Origin of the sequence: Streptomyces sp. NBC_01551, assembly GCF_026339935.1 — a bacterium.
Classification (GTDB): Bacteria; Actinomycetota; Actinomycetes; order Streptomycetales; family Streptomycetaceae; genus Streptomyces.
Window position 1 is genome coordinate 3,557,774 of record NZ_JAPEPX010000001.1, and the last position, 20,120, is coordinate 3,577,893.

Sequence of the window (20,120 nt, forward strand, 5' to 3'; positions counted from 1 at the left end):
TCTTTAGCTGTAGTCGAGGGCAGGTGGACGCTCCCTGGAAGCACGACACCGCGGGTGTCCGCCGGTTCGGCGGGCACCCGCGGTGGTCGCGGCGGCGGTCGCGCTGGTCGGTCGTGGGGCTCAGGCGTCCCTGCGGCGCAGCAGCACCGCCGCGATGACCAGCAGGACGGCCGTCCAGAGCGCGAGGACGCCGAGGCCCTGCCAGGGCCCGAGGACGTCGTCCACGCGGGAGTGCTGCTGGGTGATCAGGTAGCCGGCCTCGGTGGGGACGGCGGCGTGGATGTGCTTGCCCACGCTGCCGGGCAGCAGCCGGGTCATCGGGGCGATGACCAGGACGAAGGCGACGACGCCGGTGATGCTCGCAGCGGTGTGCCGGATGATCGCGCCGATGGAGAGCGCGAACAGGCCGAGCAGGGCCAGGTAGAGGCCGGTGCCGACGACGGCCCGCAGGACGCCGGGGTCGCCGATCTCGACGGGAGCCTTCTCGTGCAGGATCGGCGCGCCGATGAAGAAGGAGGCGAACGCGGTGAGTTCGCCCACCGCCAGGACGACCAGCGCGAAGACGGTGCCCTTGGCGGCCAGTACGGGTACCCGCTTGGGCACGGCGAGCAGGCTGGCGCGGATCATGCCGGTGGAGTACTCGGAGGCGATGACGAGCACACCCAGCACGCAGACGGCGAGCTGGCTGAGCAGGAGTCCGCTGCCCAGGATGGTGCCGGTGGGGTCGAGCCGCATGGCGGCCTGCTGGGAGGCGTCGCTCTTGTCCCAGTTGGCGACGCCCATCTGCATGAACAGCACGGTGAAGATGAGGCTGAGCACGACCAGGATGGCCAGCGACCAGACCGTGGAGCGGACGGAACGGATCTTGGTCCACTCCGAGAGCATCAGTCGCCCGAAGCTCGGCTTGTGCGCCTCGACGGCGGGTACGGACGTGCGGGCGGACGCGGTCGCGGTGGTCACTTCACACCTCCGGCGGAGGGCACGGCGGCGTCGTATTCGACGGCGTCCTTGGTCAGTTCCATGAAGGCTTCCTCGAGCGAGCCGCGACGGGTCGAGAGCTCGTGGAGGACCAGGCCGCCGGCGGCGGCGAGCTCGGCGATGCGGGGCGCTTCGAGCCCGGTGACCTCCAGGTCGCCGTCCTCGGTGTCGGCGACGCCGGCGCCCTCGGCCTTCAGCAGTACGGCGAGCCGTTCCCGGTCGGGGGTGGTGACCAGGACGGACTGCTCGGTGCTGCGCTCGATGAACTCCTGCGTGGAGCAGTCCGCGACGAGCTTGCCGCGGCCGATGACGATGAGGTGGTCGGCGGTGACGGCCATCTCGTTCATCAGGTGGCTGGAGACGAAGACGGCGCGGCCCTCCGCCGCGAGCGACTTCATGAGGTTGCGGATCCAGAGGATGCCCTCGGGGTCGAGGCCGTTGACCGGCTCGTCGAGGATCAGTGCCGCCGGGTCACCGATCAGCGCGGCGGCGATGCCGAGGCGCTGCCCCATGCCGAGCGAGAAGCCGCCCGCCCGCTTGCGGGCCACCGAGGACAGGCCGACCTGCTCGATGACCTCCTCGACCCGCCGCTTGCCGAAGCCCTGGGTCTGCGCGAGGCAGAGCAGGTGGTCGTAGGCGCTGCGGCCGGTGTGGACGGCGCGCGCCTCCAGCAGGGCGCCGACCACCCGCATGGGCTGCGGGAGTTCGGGGTAGCTCACGCCGTTGATGGTGGCGGTGCCGCCGTCGGGCCGGTCGAGTCCCAGCAGCAGCCGCATCGTGGTGGACTTGCCCGCGCCGTTGGGGCCCAGGAAGCCGGTGACCCGGCCGGGCGCGACGGTGAACGACAGGTCGTTCACCGCGGTCTTGTCGCCGTAACGTTTCGTGAGGTTCTTGGCCTCGATCATGGTCACCTTCGTTGAATCGGCTGCGAGGGATTTCCGGGAGATAAAATTTTTCCCACCCGCCCTTGGTATCAGGAATGTGGCTCTGTTCAGTAGGGTCCGCCGGCCGGGATTTGAACGATGGCCTCCGCTTCACCCGCGGGGCTATTTTGACGGCGATGGCCGTCCGCGGCGGCGGATGTTTCATCTGCTCATTTTCCTCAGTTGAACACGGACTCCGTGAGGGTGGTCATGAATTCAGCCGTGAACGATCCGGCGGGCGCCGGTCGGCCGGTGATCGGGATCTGCGCGCGGACCGCGCCGGTCACGCTCCAGGGCAGCGACATGGTCGTCAGCCTCGCGCTCCAGTCGCACGTGGCCTTCCTGGCCGAGGCGGGCTGCACGCCGGTGCTGCTCCCGCTGCTGCCCGGCGTGGAGCACCTGGTCGGCGCCCTGGACGGGCTGCTGGTCCCCGGCGGCCCCGATCTGGACCCGGCGCTCTACGGTCAGGCCGCCCACCCGGTGACCCGGGCGATGACCCCGGACGCCGACCGCGCCGAACTGGCGTTGGTGCGGGCGGCACTTGACGCGAAGGTGCCCGTTCTGGCCATCTGTCGCGGCATGCAGCTGCTCAACGTGCTCCACGGCGGCACGCTCCACCAGCACCTTCCGGAGGTCACGGGCGGCGACGGCCACCGGCCGAACACGCCGTCCTTCACCCTCGGGCACCACCGGCTGAAGCTCCGGCCGGACAGCCGGATCGCCGGCGTCCTCGACGAGGACGAGCCGGAGACGGCCTGCCACCACCACCAGGCCGTGGCCCGCCTCGGCGACGGCCTCACCGCCACCGGCTGGGCCGAGGACGGCACCGTGGAGGCCGTCGAGGTAACGGACCACCCCTTTGCGATCGGCGTGCAATGGGAATCCGGGCAAACGGCCGACAAACGACTTCATCACGCACTCGCACAAGCCGCCGGTTGCCCGAAAAGCAGTTAGCCGCTGAAATTCGAAATACTTGAGAAAAGGCGGCCCTGAGGGCACGCTGTTTCCTGATCCCAATCCGAAGGAGAATTGCAGATGTCGCCGCGGATGCCTAACCCGTCGCTGGTCGTCCCCGATGTTCTTCCGCCCATGCGCGAGCTGGTGAAGGCCATCAACAATGTCGGTGTGCCGTTGCAGACGCTCGTGCTCATCCACCTGCGGGTGAGCCAGATCAACGGCCGGCCGGTCCAGATCCCCGTGAAGAAGAAGGAGTTCGAGGAGGCCGGCGAAGAGGACCACCGCCTCCCCGTCGTGGCGACCTGGCGGGAGCAGGACTGCTTCACCGACGCCGAGCGCTCGGTGCTGGCGCTGGCCGAGGCCGCCACCCGTATCAACGACAAGGAGGACCCGGTCCCGGACGAGGTCTGGGAGGAGGCCGCCAAGCACTGGAACGAGGTGGAGCTCGGCGCCGTGGTCCTGCACATCGGACTGGTCAACCTCTGGAACCGCGTCAACGTCGTCACCAAGCAGGAGCCGGTGGACTGGCGCATCAACCCCAAGAAGTGGACGCCGATGACCACGCGGCTCGCCGCGACCCGCTGACGCACCACGTTCTCAGGCCCTGTCCGGTGGAGGTTCCACCGAACAGGGCCTAGTGCTGTTGCGGACTCAGGCGGACAGCGGGGTGCGGCCGGCCGCACTGGTGTTGAGCATCGCGAGCAGGGTCCTGGCCTGGACGTTGACGTAACGGGTGTGTCCGGAGAGCCAGTTGAGCTGTCCGGGGGTGACCCACTGGTATCCCGGGGGCGCCTGGTCGGGCGTCGTGGCCTCGTCGGTCTCGACGATCAGGTACCGGCTCTCGGCGTTCAGGAACCGGCCGCCCTCCTCGGAGTGGACCGCCGAGTAGCGGATCCGGTCGGGGGAGGCGTTCAGCATCAGGTCGAGGAACGGCGGCCGGTCCCGCGCCGCCAGACCGGCGTAGTTGGCCGGTGTGTACTGCACGGTCGGCGCGAGCTCGGCGGTGTCGAGGAAGCCGGCCTCGACGCGGGCGTGCGCGAGGACGTGCGGGACGCCGTCGAACACGCGGTACGCGAAGCCGACGACCCCGGGGCCCACCGGCTCGATGATCGGCTGGGTCCAGCCGGCGACCTCACGGCCCGCGCCCTCGACGGACACCGCCACCACCCGGAAGAACCGCTCGTCCTCGCGGTGGACGGAGTGTTCGTCACGCCGCCACCCGTCGATCTCCCGCAGCGGCACGCGGGTGGTGCGGATGTCGTGGCGGGCCCGCTCCCCGGTGAACCAGGCCAGCAGGTCGAAGTCCGAGGACAGCGCGCCGGGTTCGGGCGGCGCCGTCGGCGCGCTCGCGAGGACGGTGCGCGCGTCCATGTTGACCACGTTGTCCAGCCGCAGCAGCGCCACGATCTGCCCGAGGGTGAGCCAGCGGAACGCGTCGTCGGCCGCCACGTCGCCCTCCACCTCGACGATCATGTTGCGGTTGCGCTTGCGGTAGAACCAGGCGCCGTGCTCGGACTGCAGGACGTCGGTGAGCACCCGCTCCCGGTCCGGGTCGAGGAAGTGCTCCAGGTACTTCACCTCGGCCCCGCCGTGGGCCTTGGTGTAGTTGCTGCGGGTGGCCTGCACGGTGGGGGAGAGCTGCACCAGGTTGGGGTTGCCGGGCTCCATCTTGGCCTGCATGAGGAAGTGCAGGACCCCGTCGAACTCCTTGGCCAGGATGCCCAGGATGCCGATCTCGGGCTGCACGATGATCGGCTGCTGCCACTCGGCATCCGGCCGGACGGCGTGCAGGCCCTCGATGGTGAAGAACCGTCCGCTGCGGTGACCCAGGTTCCCGCTCTCCGGCGCGAACGACCAGTGGTCGAGTTCGGCGAAGGGGATCCGCCGGATCGCCGTCCCGCAGGAGAGCCGGTCGAAGTCCAGCCAGCCCGGGACGTCGGAGGTCGCCATGTGGACGCCCTCGGCCGTCGCGGCGGACAGGGCCAGCCGCTCGGCGGTCCCGGGGGCGGTGCGCGCGACGAGTCGCGCCGGCGCGCTCACGGCCGATCACCGCTCTCCTTGACCGGCTTCCACCACTGAGGATTGTCCTGGTACCAGGCGACGGTCTGCGCGAGCCCCTTGTCGAAGGCGGTGAGCGGCCGGTGGCCGAGCTCCCGCTCGATCTTGCCCTGGTCCAGCGCGTAGCGGCGGTCGTGGCCCTTGCGGTCGCCGACGTGCCGGATCAGGCCCGGGTCGGCTCCGCACAGCTCGACGAGCCGGTGGGCCAGCGTCAGGTTCGCCGCGTGCGTGCCGGCGCCGATGTTGTAGGCCTCGCCGGCCCGGCCCCCGGTGAGCACCCGGTGCACGGCCCGGCAGTGGTCGTCGACGTGCAGCCACTCGCGGATCTGCTGCCCGTCGCCGTAGACGGGTATGGGGCGGCCTTCGAGCAGGTTGGTGACGGAGAGCGGGATGAACTTCTCGGGGTGCTGGAAGGGCCCGTAGTTGTTGGAGCAGCGGGTGACCGAGACGTTCAGCCGGTGCGTGCGGAAGAAGGCCAGGGCGATGAGGTCGGACGCGGCCTTGGAGGCGGCGTACGGGGAGTTGGGCAGGAGGGGGGACTCCTCCGTCCAGAACCCCTCGTCGATGGACCCGTACACCTCGTCCGTCGAGACGTGCACGACCCGCTCCACGCCGACCGCGAGGCAGGCGTCGAGGACGGCCTGGGTGCCCTCCACGTTGGTGCGGACGAACGCGGTGCCGCTCTCGATCGAACGGTCGACGTGGCTCTCGGCCGCGAAGTGCACGACCGCGTCCTGGCCGTCGAGCACCGAGCGCAGCAGCTCGCGGTCGAGGATGTCGCCGCGCACGAAGGTGAGCCGCGGGTGGGAGGCCGGGAGGTTGTCACGGTTCCCGGCGTAGGTCAGCAGGTCCAGGACCGTGACGTGGGCGTCCTCGTATCCCGGATATCCCCCGTCGAGCATGGTCCGTACATAATGCGAGCCGATGAATCCGGCTCCACCGGTGACGAGGATTCTCATGAGACCACATCGCAGCCGGAATTCCACGGTCGAAGCATATGCCTTTACCCTTTTCAGCGAGGGGGATGAATGCCGTGCAATTCACGCTAGAGAATTGCTTGAAACCGGGCATCTTTCAGATTGCCGGTTCAACCGCTGAAAAAAGTCACGGGTGAAAGGACCGGGGGTGGTGGCGGGTCGATCCCGCCACCACCCCCGATGCCCGGCTCACCGCCGGGACTCACCCGCCGACGTAGGCCGCGAGGTGCTGTCCGGTGAGGGTGGTGCCGTCCGCGACGAGGTCGGCGGGCGTGCCCTCGAAGACGACCCGGCCGCCGTCCTGGCCGGCGCCGGGGCCGAGGTCGACGATCCAGTCGGCGTGGGCCATCACGGCCTGGTGGTGCTCGATGACGATCACCGACTTGCCCGCGTCGACGAGCCGGTCGAGCAGCCCGAGCAGGTTCTCGACGTCGGCGAGGTGGAGGCCGCTGGTGGGCTCGTCCAGGACGTAGACGCCGCCCTTCTCCGCCATGTGGGTGGCCAGCTTGAGCCGCTGGCGCTCGCCGCCCGACAGCGTGGTCAGGGGCCGGCCGATGTCGAGGTAGCCGAGGCCCACGTCGGAGAGGCGCTCCAGGATCCGGTGGGCGGCCGGGACGCGCGCCTCGCCGGAGCCGAAGAACTCCTTGGCCTCGTCCACCGGCATCGCGAGCACCTCGCTGATGTCGCGGCCGCCCAGCGTGTAGTCCAGGACCGACGCCTCGAAACGCCGGCCCTCGCAGTCCTCGCAGGTGGTGGCGGTGCCCGCCATCATCGCCAGGTCGGTGTAGATGACGCCCACGCCGTTGCAGGTGGGGCAGGCGCCCTCGGAGTTGGAGCTGAACAGCGCGGGCTTGACGCCGTTGGCCTTGGCGAAGGCGCTGCGGATCGGGTCGAGCAGGCCGGTGTACGTCGCCGGGTTGCTGCGGCGCGACCCCTTGATCGGCGACTGGTCGACGGCCACCACACCGTCCCGGCGCGCCACCGAGCCGCGGATCAGCGAGCTCTTGCCGGAGCCGGCCACCCCGGTGACGACGCACAGCACGCCGAGCGGGATGTCGACGTCCACGTTCTGGAGGTTGTGGGTGGCGGCGCCGCGGATCTCCAGGTGGCCCTCGGGCCCCCGCACCGTCTCCTTGAGGGCGGCCCGGTCGTCGAGGTGGCGGCCGGTGACGGTGCCGCTGGCCCGCAGTCCGTCGAGGGAGCCCTCGAACATCACCTCGCCACCGCCGGCGCCCGCGCGCGGGCCGAGGTCGACGATGTGGTCGGCGATCGCGATGGCCTCCGGCTTGTGCTCCACGACCAGCACCGTGTTGCCCTTGTCGCGCAGCCGCAGGAGCAGCTTGTTCATCCGGCCGATGTCATGGGGGTGCAGGCCCGTGGTGGGCTCGTCGAAGACGTAGGTGGTGTCGGTGAGGGAGGAGCCGAGCTGGCGGATCATCTTGACGCGCTGCCCCTCGCCGCCCGACAGGGTGCCCGCGGGGCGGTCGAGCGAGAGGTAGCCGAGGCCGATCTCCACGAACGAGTCCAGCGCGTGCAGCAGCTTGGCCAGCAGCGGAGCCACCGACGGCTCGTCCAGCGCGCGCATCCAGGCCGCCAGGTCCCTGATCTCCATCGCGCAGGCGTCGGCGATGGAGATCCCGCCGATCTTCGACGACCGGGCTTCCTCGCTGAGCCGTGAGCCGTCGCACTCGGGGCAGGTGGTGAAGGTGACCGCCCGCTCCACGAACGCCCGGATGTGCGGCTGGAGCGAGTCGATGTCCTTGGACAGCATGGACTTCTGGATCTTCGGGATCAGGCCCTCGTACGTCAGGTTGACGCCGTCGACCTTCACCTTGACCGCGTCGCCGTGGAGGAAGTCCCGCATCTCCTTCTCGGTGAAGTCGCGGATCGGCTTCTTCGGATCGAGGATGCCCGACTCGGCGTAGACGCGGGTGGTCCAGAAGCTGTCCTGCTTCCAGCCGGGGATGGTGAACGCGCCGTCGCCGATGGCCTTGGAGTCGTCGTAGAGCTGGGTGAGGTCGATGTCGGAGACCGTGCCGCGGCCTTCGCAGCGCGCGCACATGCCGCCGTGGTAGACGGCCTTGCGGACCACGATCCGCTTGCCCTTGCCCTTGTCGACGTTCATGGACCCGCTCGCCGTCCGCTTGGGGACGTTGAACGCGAACGCGCTGGGCGGGCCGACGTACGGCTGCCCGAGCCGGCTGAAGAGGATGCGCAGCATCGCGTTGGCGTCGGTGGCGGTGCCGACCGTGGAGCGGGGGTCGGCGCCCAGCCGCTGCTGGTCGACGATGATCGCGGTGGTCAGCCCTTCGAGTACGTCCACCTCGGGGCGGGCGAGCGTCGGCATGAAGCCCTGGACGAAGGCGCTGTACGTCTCGTTGATCAGCCGCTGCGACTCCGCGGCGATGGTGCCGAACACCAGCGAGCTCTTGCCCGAGCCGGACACCCCGGTGAAGACGGTCAGCCGTCGCTTGGGGATCTCGACGCTGACGTCCTTGAGGTTGTTCACGCGCGCGCCGTGCACGCGGATCACATCGTGATGGTCGGCGACGTGGGGCTCGGACGAGCGAGCGTCCGCGGCGGTGTCCTTGGTCATCGTGTCTCCGTCTCTGAGGATGGGGACCCGTCCTCGCCCGGTTCCCCATCCGGCGAGATTACGACGCTGCCCTCGAGTCCCCCTCAAGGCGGGCTCGAGTGGGAGTCGAGGCAACTTGAGGGGGACTCGAGGGCCGGGGGGAACGCCCGGGTCTCAGCTGTCCTGGAGCAGGCCGAGTTCGTTGCCGTCGAGGTCGGTGACGGTGGCCACCAGACGGCCGCCGCCGACGTCGGCGGGGGCGTTCTTGACGGCGCCGCCCGCGGCGGTCACCTCGGCCAGCTTGGCCTCGATGTCGGCGACGTGCCAGTAGGCGACGGGGGAGGTCATGCCCTGCGTTCCCGCGCCCGGGACCAGGCCGATGTGCTGGCCGGCGATGTCGAAGCCGACATAGAAATCGGAGTCGGTCTGCGGTTCGATGCCGAGCAGGGCGGCGTAGACCGTCTTGGCTTTTGCGAGGTCCGTGACGGGATGCAGCACGGTCTTGATTCCCTGGATGGCTTGCTCAGCCATGATCACTCCATGGGGGTCGGGATCTCTTTCCTTCATGCTAGGAAAATTCCAAGACGGGGCGCTTCTCCGTTTGTGCTCACTCCAGTGGGGTTCCAGCCATCTTTGACCGGAATTAAAGAGACCCTTGTCAGGCTGCGAGCGCGTTGCATCCAGAAGGGGAATCACGTGAGAAAGCTCGCATGGGTCACAGCAGTGATCGTGACCGGTCTGGTGGGTCCGAACGTCGCCCCGGCGGCGGCCGCGAACGCGCCCGCACCGGCCGTCGGAAGTGTCGCCTGGGCGCCGTGTCCTGAGAACGACCCGGTCCTCGGCGCCTTGCTCAAGGGCCTGGAGTGCGGCTCGGTGCAGGTGCCGCTCGACTACGCCAAGCCCCAGGGCCAGAAGATCAGCCTGGCGCTGACCAGGGCCAAGCACACCGCCCCCGACGCCGAGTACAAGGGCGTCGTCATATTGAACCGCGGCCAGTGGCCGGGCGGCATAGGCCGCGACCTTCCCACCCGGTACGCCAAGGGGACCACCGGGCTGGCGAAGGACGTGGGCGCCGCCTACGACTGGATCGGCTTCGACCCGCGCGGTGTCGGGGCCAGTGAGCCCTCGGTCGTCTGCGACCCCTCGTACATCAACCCGGGCCAGGCCCAGCCCGACCCGGTGCCGACCTCGCCCGCCGCCGAGAAGGCGTGGGTGGACCGGGCCCGCGCGTACGCCAAGAGCTGCGGCGAGAAGTACGGTGACGTGCTCAACCACCTCACCACCAAGGACGCGGCGCGCGACCTGGACCAGATGCGCATCGCGCTCGGCCAGGAGAAGATCACCTACTTCGGCACCGACTGGGGCAGCTACCTCGGCTCGGTCTACGCCTCGATGTTCCCGAACCGGTTGCAGCGGCTGCTGCTGGACAGTGTGGCCAGCCCGGCCGGCGTCGGCTTCCTGAACCAGCTCGGCAAGAACTTCACGACCGAGCAGAACGCGGACATCTTCTTCGCCTGGGTCGCCAAGTACGACTCGGTCTACCACCTCGGCACGACCGCCGCCCAGGTCAAGGCCAAGTACTACGAGGCCCAGGACCGGCTGCGCGACGCGCCGCTCGACGGCAAGATCGGCGCGGCCGAGTGGGCCGACGTGTTCGAGCCGGTCGTCTACCGCCACTGGATCTGGATCAGCCGGGCGCGGATCCTCTCCGACTTCGTCGTGAAGAACGACACGGCCTCGCTGAAGGCCAACTTCTCCGAGCCGGGGTTCCCGCACCAGAACCGGCACACGATGACCAACGCGGTCAACTGCACCGACGGGCCCTGGCCGCGGGACTGGAACACCTACAGCGCGGCCTACTCCAGCCAGTACGCCCTCGGAACCAAGTTCCTGACCTGGAACAACGCCTGGTACACCGCGCCGTGCGCCTTCTGGCCGGCGGCCTCCCAGACGCCGCAGAAGGTCGGCAACAACTCGGTCGACGTCCTGCTGATCCAGCCGCAGTTCGACACCGCGCACGGACTCCTCGGCGCCTTCGAGACGCACCTGCTGTTCCCGAACTCCCGGCTCATCCTGGAGCAGGGCGGTCACAGCGTGGGCGCCGCCCTGTCGGCGAACAACAACGCCTGCCTGAACGCCTACGTCAGCGACTACCTGCGGGACGGCACCCGTCCGTCCTCCAAGTGGGGCGTCGACGCGACCTGCCAGGCGGCCCCGGACCCGGTGCCGACGGCCTGAACCGCCGCCACCACACGAGGAGCGGGCCCCGCATGGACAGCATGCGGGGCCCGCTCCTCGCGTGGGGGGTCAGCGCTTGCCGGCCCGGTGGGCGAGGACCAGCACCTCCAGGGTGCGGGCCAGTTCGTTGGGTGCGGGCATGGCGAGCACGTCGTCGCGCAGCCGCCGGGCGTTCGCCCGGATGCCCTCGTCCTCCAGCAGCCGCACGATCGCGTCCCGCACCCCGGGCCCGTCCACGTCGGCGGGCTTCATGGAGAGCCCGGCCCCCGTACGGTCGAGGCACTGGAGCTTCAGGGGGACGTCGAACGCCCGGCTGATCAGCAGCTGGGGTACGCCGTAGCGCAGGGCGCAGCCGAACGACCAGGTCCCGCCGTGGTGCACCATGGCCGCGCAGGTCGGCAGGATCTCGGAGAGCGGCACGGACTCCACGAGGCGGGTGTTGGCGGGTACGTCGCGCAGCTTGCGCTGGGACTCCTCCGGCAGGGTCAGGACCAGCTCCATGTCCAGGTCGCCCACGGAGTCGAGGATCTCCTGGATGCGCTCGACGGGCAGCAGGTGCTGGACGGGGCCGTCGTTGACGGAGTCGCCGAACGTCATCAGGACCCGGGGGGCCCGCGGTGGTTCGGTGAGCCAGCGCGGCACGACGGTGGGCCCGTTGTAGGGGACGAACTGCATGGGGAGCGTGGTCGGCCGGGGGTCGGGCCGGAACGCCTCCGGCAGCGGGTCGATCGTGAACTGCCCGTTGACCAGGTCCTCCGAGAACTCGCCGCCGAACTTCTCCACCCAGCCCGAGAGCCAGTCGCGCAGCGGGTCGACGCGGTCCTCCTCCGGCTGGAGGGCCTGGGCGTGCAGGAAGTCCTCGCGCATGCGGGTGTAGACGTCGACCGAGTACAGGATCCGGGCGTGCACCGCTCCGACCGCTTCGGCGGCGACCGCGCCGGCGAAGGCCTTCGCGCCCCAGAGCACCAGGTCGGGCCGCCATTCGAGGGCGAACGCGACCAGGTCCTCCATCATCGAGTCGTTGGAGCGCCGGGCCTGCGGCAGCACCAGGTTGTCGAAGACCTTGGTGACCTGCTCCCAGCTCAGCCGTTCGCGGTCCGGCCGTACGTCGAATAACGGGCCGAGGCCGCCTTGCAAGGGCCCGCCCCCGGCGGGCGTGGGTGCGGGAGTCGGCCGCCGTTGGTCCCGCGCCTTGCGTTCCTCGGCGGTTTCGCCGGGGCCGACGCCCATGCCGGTCAGGCCGGCCCCGGTGACGGCGTCGAGCAGGTCGGGCCAGCCGGCCACCCGTACCTCGTGTCCGGCGGTCTGGAGCGACCACGCCAGCGGGACCAGGTTGAAGAGGTGGGTCTTCCAGGGAAACGGCACAATGAGGACGCGCATTGCGGACTTCCTTAGAGTCAGGGGCCAGGGGAATTCACAGGCGAACGCCAGGTTTTCCGACCCCTGCCATCTTGATCACGCGTTGCGTACGGGTCTTCTCCAGGTTTGCCGGGTCGTTCCGCTCGCGCCGTTCGACCGCTGGCCGGCCGCAGTTGAACGCACGGACTCCGCCCCCGCTTCCCGCCCCCCGCCCGCAGAGGCGGAGTCCAGCCGTTCTTGACCGGAGCTGAAGAGGGCTTTGCCAGGCTGCGAAGGCAAGGCATCTGTCAATTCTGGAAGGGCGAACATGCGAGCAATCGAGGTTCCGGTCCTGATCGTGGGCGGCGGCGGATGCGGTCTGTCCGCCTCTGTTTTCCTGTCCGACCAGGGCGTCGAGCATCTGCTGGTGGAACGGCATCCGGACACGTCGAGGATCCCGAAGGCGCACTATCTCAACCAGCGCACGATGGAGATCTTCCGCCAGCACGGCGTCGCCGAGGACGTGCTCGCCGAGGCGGCGCCGCTCGACAAGTTCGGCAAGGTGCGCTGGCAGACCACGCTCGCGGGCGACGGCCCGCTGGAGCGGCGTCTGATCCACGAGATGGACGCCTTCGGCGGCGGCGAGCTGCAGGAGACCTACGCGGCGGTCGGGCCGGTGCTGCCCGCCAAGCTGCCGCAGATGTGGCTGGAGCCGATCCTGCGCCGCCACGCGGAGCAGCGCAATCCGGGCCGGATCCTCTTCCACCACGAGCTGACCGGTTTCTCGGACGAGGGCGACCACGTCATCGCCGAGGTGCGCGACGTCGAGACCGGCGAGACCATCTCGGTCAAGGCGCAGTACCTCCTCGGCGCCGACGGCGGCAAGACGGTCGGCCGCGCGGTCGGCATCGAGATGCAGGGCCCTCCCGGGCTGGTCAACACCACCACCGCCTACTTCTCCGCCGATCTCTCCGAGTGGTGGGAGGAGGGCACGCTCATCACGCACTTCCTCAGCCCGGAGGACCCCGACCTCTCCAGCAACCTCATCGAGATGGGACCGAGCTGGGGCAAGGACTGCGAGCAGTGGGGCCTGCACTTCGCCCCCGGCCCGCCCGGACGCTGGGACGCGGAAACGGTCATCCCCCGGATCCGCGAGCTGCTGCGCCTGCCCGACCTGGAGATCACCGTCCACAAGGTGACGGACTGGATCGTGGACGCCCACCTCGCCGACCGCTACCGGGTCGGCAGGGTGCTGATCGCCGGCGACGCCGCGCACCGCCAGCCGCCCGCCGTCGGCCTCGGACTCAACACCGGCATCCAGGACGCGCACAACCTCGCCTGGAAGCTGGCCGCGGTGACCAGCGGCCGCGCGCCCGACAGCCTGATCGACACGTACGAGGCCGAGCGCCGGCCCGTGGGCCGCGAGAACGTCGACTGGGCGGTGTCCGCCGCGCAGCACCACCAGGTGGTCATCGACGCCATCGGCGCCGGCCACAACATCCCGGCGGGCCGCCGCCGGCAGCGGCTGGAGGCGTACTTCGACCCGTCCCCGCTCGGCGACACCGTACGGGCGCGCGCCCTGGAGATCTTCCACACGCACCGGGGCGGATGCCAGTCGCTCGACATGGAGGTCGGCTTCGCCTACGAGGCTGGCGCGATCCTGTCCGACGGCAGCGAGCGGCCGGTCCCCGTCCCCATGCGCAACGAGCACCGGCCGACCTCCCGCCCCGGACACCGGGTGCCGCACGCGTGGATCAGCCGCGACGGTCACCGGCTGTCCACGATCGACCTCACCGGCACGACCGGCTTCGCGCTGATCACCGGCCCGGAGGGGACCCCGTGGGTCGAGGCGGCCGCGCGGGTGGCGGAGAAGTTCTCCGTCCCGATCGTCACGGCCCGGATCGGTGAGGGCGCCGAGTTCACCGACGTCGACGGCGGCTGGGCGGCCGTCCGGCAGATCGGCGACGCCGGCGCGATCCTGGTGCGCCCCGACTCGCACGTGGCCTGGCGCAGCACGGACGGCAGCGCGGACGCCGAGCAGGTGCTGGCGGACGTGTTCGCCACCCTCCTGGACCGCTGATCCCGGGAGGGACGACGAGAAGTGGCCGTACCCGACGATCGGGCACGGCCACTTCTCTGTTTCCCGCAAGCACCGAGGCGCTCGGACCGGGTCCGTTCAGACCGCGCCGGCGACGCTGCGCGCGGCCGCGTCCTTCTTCAGCCAGGCGAGCACCTGGTCGGCGGCCTTGCGCGCGGTGGCCATGCAGACACCGACGCCCACGCCGTCGTACAGCGCGCCGCACACCGCGAGGCCGGGCTGGGCCGCCACCGCCTCGCGGATCCGCTCCACCCGGGCCAGGTGGCCGACGGTGTACTGCGGCAGGGCGTCCTGCCAGCGGCTCACCCGGGACGCCACGGGAACGCCGGTCACACCGGTCGCCTCGGCCAGCTCGGCCGCCGCCACCGCCACGAGGTCGGCGTCGTCGCGGCCCAGCAGGTGGTCCTCGCCGAACCGCCCGAGCGAGCAGCGGACGATCTCCACCTCGCCCGCCAGGTGCGGCCACTTCACGGTCGTGAAGGTGACCTCCTTGACGACCTTCCCCTCCACCGCGGGCACCCGGTACGCGGAGTAGCCCCGGCCGGAGAGCCCGCCGGGGAACGCCTCGCGCGGGTAGGCGAGCGTCACCATCGCCACGCTGGAGTACGGGACTTCGGCGAGCGCCGAGACCGCCTGGCCCGCGCCGGTGACCCCGGCGAGCAGGCCGCTCGCGGGGCCGGCCGGAACGGCGACGATGACCGCGTCCGCGTCGATGTACTCCGGGTCGCCGGCCGTACCGACGGTCACCCGCCAGCCGTTCGCGCTCCGCGCGAGCTCCCGCACGGGGGCGTCGGTGCGCAGGGACGCGTCCGGCGCGGCGGCCAGCACCTCCCGTACGAGCGCGGGCGGCAGCGAACCGAACCCGCCGTCGAGGGTGGCGACGCTCACCGGCGGCGGCTTCTCCCCCTCGGCGAGCTGCGGCACCAGCGAGCCGGCCGCGTCCGCGAGCGAGGTGTGCTTGCGGGACGCCATGGCCAGCGGGCCCAGCGTGGCCTCGAAGGAAAGGTCCTCGGCCCGGCCGGAGAACACGCCGGCGAGGAACGGCTCGACGAGGCGGTCCACGACCTCCCGGCCGAGCCGCCCGCCGACGAAGTCCGCGACCGAGACGTCGCCGTCCCGGTCGAACGCGGGCAGCGCCAGGTCCTGGCGCGCCCGGTCGAGCCCGGCGGCGGACAGCACGCCGGACCGGGCCAGGTCGTCCATGTCGCAAGGGACGCCCATGAACTGACGGTCCGGCTGGTTCCGGACCTCGTTCCCGGTCCGGATCGCCGACGCGGTGACGCCCGCCGACATGATCCGGTCGCCGAGCCCGGCCTCCTTGATCAGGCCGGTGGTCTTGCGGCGGTTCAGGTAGAGCGACTCGGCGCCCTCGTCGACCGCGACGCCCGCCACCTCGGAGACCGACAGCTTCCCGCCGATCCGCGAGGATCCCTCCAGGAGCGTCACCCGGACCGGCTCGCCCCGCAGACAGAAGGCCGCCGACAGTCCCGCGATACCGCCCCCGATGATGACCACATGGGGCTTTCCGCTCGCCTGATCCCGTTCGCTCCCAGCCATTCCACCAGCTCCTTCATGGTTACGGTGTCGTAGAGCCCGTCGTGGCGCCCACGGTCGGCGCCGACACGGGTGGTGGAAGTCTGGCCGGGAGCCCCGCAGCCCCGGTCGAGGGCGGCTGGACCCCGCGGCGCTAAGGCTTGCGGGTGGTGGCGAACCAGCGGTCGAGGGCTTCGGTGAGGTCGTCGGTGTTGCCGGGGGCGGCCCAGGCGACGTAGCCGTCGGGGCGGACGAGGACGGAATCGGTCGTGGGGGCGGCGTCGGTGGTCCAGGTGCCGGTGACGACGTCGACGCGGCCCGCGAGCCCGTCGGCGAGTTCGGCGGCCAGGGCGGGGTCGGTGGTGATGAGGACGCCGTGTCCGGTGTGCAGGAGTTCGGCGACGCGGGTGCGGGTGCCGTCGGGGAGGGTGAGTTCGCGCTCGGGCGGCATGCGCAGGCCGAGCAGCGGGTGGTCTCCCTTGCCGAGGTCGTAGCGGATGCCGAGACCGCTCAGCATTCCGGCCAGGTGCGCCGCGGCGTCCGGGTGCGAGACCAGCTCGGCCATGACACCGCGGACCGGGTCCATGTCCTCTCCGGTCAGCCGCAGTTCGATCGCCGCGCGGGCATTGCGGGCCAGCTGCTCCCCGACCGGGTGGCGTTCGGCGTGGTAGGTGTCGAGCAGGTCCTCGGGGGCCCAGCCGTTGACCGTCGCGGCCAGCTTCCAGCCGAGGTTCACCGCGTCCTGGACGCCCACGCTCAGACCCTGCGCCATGGCCGGGGGCTGTACGTGCGCGGCGTCGCCGGCCAGGAAGACCCGGCCGCGCCGGTATTCGGCGGCGGCCCGGGAGGCGTCGGTGAAGCAGCTGATCCAGCGGCACGCGCCGGCGTGGATGGACTCGCCGGTGAGCCGCTGCCAGGCGTCGGCGAGGTCGGTGTAGGTGAGCGAGTCGCGATCGCGCGGCGGGGTCCCGGCCTCGTGGACGACGACGCGGGTGACGCCGTTCTCCAGGTCCATCGCCATGATCATGCTGCCGCCCGGCAGGTCCTCGCCGATGCGCCGCTTGCGGGTCTCGATCCCGGTGACGTCGGCGGTGAGGAAGCCGCGCCGGCCGTCGGATCCGGGGAAGCCGATCCCGGCCAGCTTGCGGATCGAGCTCCGCCCGCCGTCGCAGCCGACGAGGTAGCCGGCGCTCTCCTCGACGGGGCCGTCGGGGCCGGTGACGGTCACCACGACGCCGTCGGCGCTCTCGCGGAATCCGGTGACCTCGTAGCCGCGCAGGATCGGCACGCCGAGCTCGCTCACCCAGCCCTCCAGCATCCGCTCGGTGCGGAACTGGGAGATGCCGCGGTGCCCGTAGTGGTCCTCCGCGAGCGTGCCGAGGTCGATCGGGACCCCGCCGAAGTGGCTGTCGGCGGGTTCGGTCGCGCCGAGCCGGCCGAGCAGGCCGCGCTGGTCGAAGCACTCGGCGGTGCGCTTGGTGAAGCTCGCCCCGCGCGACTCGCGCGGCGGGGTGGGCAGCTTCTCGTAGACGACGACGTCCACGCCGCGGAGCCTGAGTTCGCCCGCCGTCATCAGACCGACGGGGCCCGCGCCGACGACGATTACATCCCTGGCCATGTGTAACGCTCCTGTGTGATCGTGGCCGCCGGTCACCGGCCGGCGGGCTGAGTGGTGGCGAACCAGCGGTCGAGGGCTTCGGTGAGGTCGTCGGTGTTGCCGGGGGCGGCCCAGGCGACGTAGCCGTCGGGGCGGATGAGGACGGAATCGGTCGTGGGGGCGGCGTCGGTGGTCCAGGTGCCGGTGACGACGTCGACGCGGCCCGCGAGCCCGTCGGTGAGTTCGGCGGCCAGGGCGGGGTCGGTGGTGATGAGGACGCCGTGTCCGGTGTGCAGGAGTTCGGCGACGCGGGTGCGGGTGCCGTCGGGGAGGGTGAGTTCGCGCTCGGGCGGCATGCGCAGGCCGAGCAGCGGGTGGTCGCCCTTGCCGAGGTCGTAGCGGATGCCGAGACCGCTGACGATCCCGGCGACCTGCTCCGCGGCCCCCTTGTGGGCCAGCAGCTCGCCCATGACCTCGCGGACCGGGTCCATCGGCGCCTCGCCGAGGTAGATCTTCGAGGCCGCCCGGGCGTTGCGGATCAACTCCCGTCCGACTGGTTGGCGTTCGGCGTGGTACGTGTCGAGCAGGCCCTCGGGGGCCCGGCCCTTGACCGTCGCCGCCAGCTTCCAGCCGAGGTTCGCGGCGTCCTGGAGTCCGGCGCTGAGCCCCCAGGCGGCCAGCGGCGGGATCTCGTGCGCGGCGTCGCCCGCCAGCAGGACCCGGCCGCGCCGGTACTCGTCGGCCAGCGCGGCGGAGTTGCCGCAGGCCCACAGCCACTGGGGCTCGGCGTCGTCGATCGACTCACCCGTCAGCCGCCGCCAGGCGTCGGCGACTTCGGCGAAGGTCAGCGCACCCGGGTCCGGGCGGGCCGGCAGCGAGAGGTCGTGGATGACGATGCGCAGGCGCCCGCCGCCCAGCGGGGTGCACACCACCATGCTGCCGCCGGGCAGTCGCTCCCCGATGGGCCGCGGGCGCAGCGCGACGCCGGTGATCTCCGCGGTGTACATGCCGCGGGTGGGCTCCCAGCCGGGAGCCGGGATCCCGGCCAGCGTGCGGACGGTGCTTCCCGCGCCGTCGCAGCCGACCACGTACGCCGCGTTCTCCTCGCCGGGGCCGTCGGGGCCCGCGTAGGAGACCACGACGCCCTCGGGGGTCTCGCGCAGTCCCGTCACCTCGCGGCTGCGGCGCACCGGGACGCCGAGCTCGGCCAGCCAGCCGCCGAGCGCCTCCTCGGTGCGGGCCTGGGAGAGGCCGAGCACTCCGCTGTGGTCCTCGTCGAGCATGCCGAGGTCGAAGCGGACCCCGCCGAAGTGCCCCATCGGGCCCCACCGGAACTCGCCCAGCCGGGGGAGCAGCCCGCGCTGTCCCAGCGACTCGGCGGCCCGCCGGTTGAAGCCGAGGGCGCGCGATTCGCCGCTCGGCGCGGGCAGCTTGTCGTAGACGACCACGTCCACTCCGCCCAGGCGGAGTTCTCCGGCCAGCATCAGGCCGACCGGCCCGGCACCCACCACGATGACGTCAGTAGTTTTCATAATTCAGGCCTTCTGCGCTCAGGCAATGGTTGGCCAGGGTGAAGCTACCCATTGGCGTTCGACCGAGGAATCACCGTGCTTGAACACCGATATTGAACGGTTGAACACGGAACCCGAATGGCAATGTCGGAGGTGCTCCCGGGTTTTGACCCTTACTACGGTGCAGGCATGAGGAATTCCGAAAAGGTGGCGCTCATTACGGGCGCCAACAAGGGCATCGGCCTTGCCATCGCGCGGCAGCTCGGTGAGCAGGGCGTCGTCGTCCTCGTCGGCGCGAGGGACGAGGTGCTCGGCAAGCAGGCCGCCGACACGCTGTCCGGCGACGGCATCAACGCGGTGCCGCTGCGGCTCGACGTGACGGACCCGGCCTCCGCGGCCGAGGCCGCCGGCGAGATCGAACGGCGCTACGGACGCCTGGACATCCTCGTGAACAACGCCGGTGTCGCGGGCCGCTTCACCGGGACCGCCGACGAGGCGACCGCCGCCGACCTGCGGGAGGTCTACGAGACCAACGTCTTCGGCGTGGTCACCGTGACCCACGCGATGCTGCCGCTGCTGCGCCGCGCCGCGGCCGGCCGGGTCGTCAACCTGTCCAGCCACGTGGGGTCGCTGGCCCTGAACTCGGATCCGCGTTCCCCGCTGGCGGGCGTCAGCATGATCGCCTACCAGTCCTCGAAGACCGCCCTGAACGCGGTCACGGTGGCGTACGCGAAAGAGCTCCGAGGGACCCCGATCAAGGTCAACGCCGCCCTCCCCGGAGTGGTGGCGACGGACATCAACCACCACCGCGGTCACCGGACACCCGCCGAAGGAGCGGTGATCGCGGTCCGGCTCGCCCTGCTGGACGAGGCCGGCCCGTCAGGCGAGTGCCTGGCGGACGACGGACCCGTTCCGTGGTAGCGCGGAACGCGCCAACAGAGAAAGAGGGACGGTCTTGTACCAGATCACGATCAGCGACCTCCAGACCATCATGCGCCAGTGCGCGGGCGAGGACGAGGACGCGCTGTCGCTCGAACAGGCGCCCGACCGTCCCTTCGAGGAGCTGGGGTACGACTCCCTCGCGCTGCTCGAAACGCTCAGCAGGATCGAGCGGGACTACGGCGTCGAGCTCTGTGAGGACAAGGTCGGCGGGATAGACACCGCCGCGGAACTCGTCGACTTCGTCAACTCGCTGTTGCAGCTGAAGGTGATGTCGGCGGTCTGATCCACCGAGGGGTCGCGCGTGGGAACGCGCGGGGCAACGCGGCCGTTCGCGGCCTTCACATCTGATCGTCATGCCGGGCGGGGACCCGGCCGGCAAGAGACATGGAGACAGA

The 20,120-nt window shown here is 70.8% G+C and carries 16 protein-coding genes; 6 read left to right on the top strand and 10 right to left on the bottom strand.

What is annotated here, in order from left to right; translation table 11 throughout:
- Positions 1 to 120: 120 nt before the first annotated feature.
- Positions 121 to 960, bottom strand: a complete 840-nt coding sequence (locus OG982_RS15985) for an ABC transporter permease subunit (RefSeq protein WP_266786280.1) — start codon at positions 958 to 960, stop codon at positions 121 to 123.
- On the bottom strand, positions 957 to 1,883 hold the full coding sequence (locus OG982_RS15990; protein ID WP_266786278.1) for an ABC transporter ATP-binding protein: 927 nt from the start codon (positions 1,881 to 1,883) through the stop codon (positions 957 to 959). The genes OG982_RS15985 and OG982_RS15990 overlap by 4 nt, the downstream gene beginning before the upstream one ends.
- 228 nt (positions 1,884 to 2,111) lie before the next feature.
- On the opposite strand from OG982_RS15990, the gene OG982_RS15995 reads away from it, so the two are divergent.
- Together OG982_RS15995 and OG982_RS16000 are read left to right on the top strand one after the other, a co-directional pair.
- Positions 2,112 to 2,855 (top strand): gamma-glutamyl-gamma-aminobutyrate hydrolase family protein, encoded by a 744-nt coding sequence (locus OG982_RS15995; RefSeq protein WP_266786276.1) that lies wholly within the window; start codon positions 2,112 to 2,114, stop codon positions 2,853 to 2,855.
- 135 nt (positions 2,856 to 2,990) lie between these two features.
- Positions 2,991 to 3,443: a carboxymuconolactone decarboxylase family protein gene (locus OG982_RS16000; protein WP_323139259.1), complete on the top strand. Its 453-nt coding sequence runs from the start codon at positions 2,991 to 2,993 to the stop codon at positions 3,441 to 3,443.
- Positions 3,444 to 3,509: 66 nt separating this feature from the next.
- Here OG982_RS16000 and OG982_RS16005 read toward each other — a convergent pair whose 3' ends face one another.
- The 4 genes from OG982_RS16005 to OG982_RS16020 form a co-directional block, all read right to left on the bottom strand.
- Positions 3,510 to 4,898: an NDP-hexose 2,3-dehydratase family protein gene (locus tag OG982_RS16005; RefSeq protein WP_266948762.1), complete on the bottom strand. Its 1,389-nt coding sequence runs from the start codon at positions 4,896 to 4,898 to the stop codon at positions 3,510 to 3,512.
- Positions 4,895 to 5,875 carry a dTDP-glucose 4,6-dehydratase gene (gene rfbB / locus OG982_RS16010; protein WP_266786270.1) on the bottom strand — a complete coding sequence of 327 codons (981 nt, stop codon included), beginning with the start codon at positions 5,873 to 5,875 and terminating at the stop codon, positions 4,895 to 4,897. Before rfbB ends, OG982_RS16005 begins: the two co-directional genes overlap by 4 nt.
- 220 nt (positions 5,876 to 6,095) lie before the next feature.
- Positions 6,096 to 8,489 carry an excinuclease ABC subunit UvrA gene (locus OG982_RS16015; RefSeq protein WP_266948764.1) on the bottom strand — a complete coding sequence of 798 codons (2,394 nt, stop codon included), beginning with the start codon at positions 8,487 to 8,489 and terminating at the stop codon, positions 6,096 to 6,098.
- 153 nt (positions 8,490 to 8,642) lie between these two features.
- Positions 8,643 to 8,999: a VOC family protein gene (locus OG982_RS16020; protein ID WP_266786266.1), complete on the bottom strand. Its 357-nt coding sequence runs from the start codon at positions 8,997 to 8,999 to the stop codon at positions 8,643 to 8,645.
- 165 nt (positions 9,000 to 9,164) lie between these two features.
- On the opposite strand from OG982_RS16020, the gene OG982_RS16025 reads away from it, so the two are divergent.
- A complete protein-coding gene (locus tag OG982_RS16025) occupies positions 9,165 to 10,706 on the top strand; it encodes an alpha/beta hydrolase (protein WP_266786264.1) in 1,542 nt (513 codons plus the stop codon).
- 69 nt (positions 10,707 to 10,775) lie between these two features.
- Here OG982_RS16025 and OG982_RS16030 read toward each other — a convergent pair whose 3' ends face one another.
- On the bottom strand, positions 10,776 to 12,086 hold the full coding sequence (locus tag OG982_RS16030) for an activator-dependent family glycosyltransferase (RefSeq protein ID WP_266786262.1): 1,311 nt from the start codon (positions 12,084 to 12,086) through the stop codon (positions 10,776 to 10,778).
- 286 nt (positions 12,087 to 12,372) lie between these two features.
- Here OG982_RS16030 and OG982_RS16035 point away from each other — a divergent pair, with 286 nt between their 5' ends.
- Entirely contained in the window at positions 12,373 to 14,124 is a 1,752-nt protein-coding gene (locus tag OG982_RS16035; protein WP_266786260.1) for an FAD-dependent monooxygenase, read from the top strand.
- Positions 14,125 to 14,220: 96 nt separating this feature from the next.
- Here OG982_RS16035 and hemG read toward each other — a convergent pair whose 3' ends face one another.
- From hemG to OG982_RS16050, 3 genes are all read right to left on the bottom strand, one after another.
- Complete coding sequence (hemG, locus tag OG982_RS16040) at positions 14,221 to 15,699, bottom strand: protoporphyrinogen oxidase (protein WP_266948766.1); 1,479 nt, start codon at positions 15,697 to 15,699, stop codon at positions 14,221 to 14,223.
- 130 nt (positions 15,700 to 15,829) lie between these two features.
- A complete protein-coding gene (locus OG982_RS16045) occupies positions 15,830 to 17,293 on the bottom strand; it encodes an FAD-dependent monooxygenase (protein ID WP_266948768.1) in 1,464 nt (487 codons plus the stop codon).
- Positions 17,294 to 17,325: 32 nt separating this feature from the next.
- Positions 17,326 to 18,804, bottom strand: a complete 1,479-nt coding sequence (locus tag OG982_RS16050) for an FAD-dependent monooxygenase (protein WP_266948770.1) — start codon at positions 18,802 to 18,804, stop codon at positions 17,326 to 17,328.
- Between the two features lie 168 nt (positions 18,805 to 18,972).
- On the opposite strand from OG982_RS16050, the gene OG982_RS16055 reads away from it, so the two are divergent.
- Together OG982_RS16055 and OG982_RS16060 are read left to right on the top strand one after the other, a co-directional pair.
- On the top strand, positions 18,973 to 19,704 hold the full coding sequence (locus OG982_RS16055; protein ID WP_266786252.1) for an SDR family oxidoreductase: 732 nt from the start codon (positions 18,973 to 18,975) through the stop codon (positions 19,702 to 19,704).
- Between the two features lie 34 nt (positions 19,705 to 19,738).
- Entirely contained in the window at positions 19,739 to 20,008 is a 270-nt protein-coding gene (locus tag OG982_RS16060) for an acyl carrier protein (RefSeq protein ID WP_266786250.1), read from the top strand.
- The last annotated feature ends 112 nt before the right edge of the window (positions 20,009 to 20,120 follow it).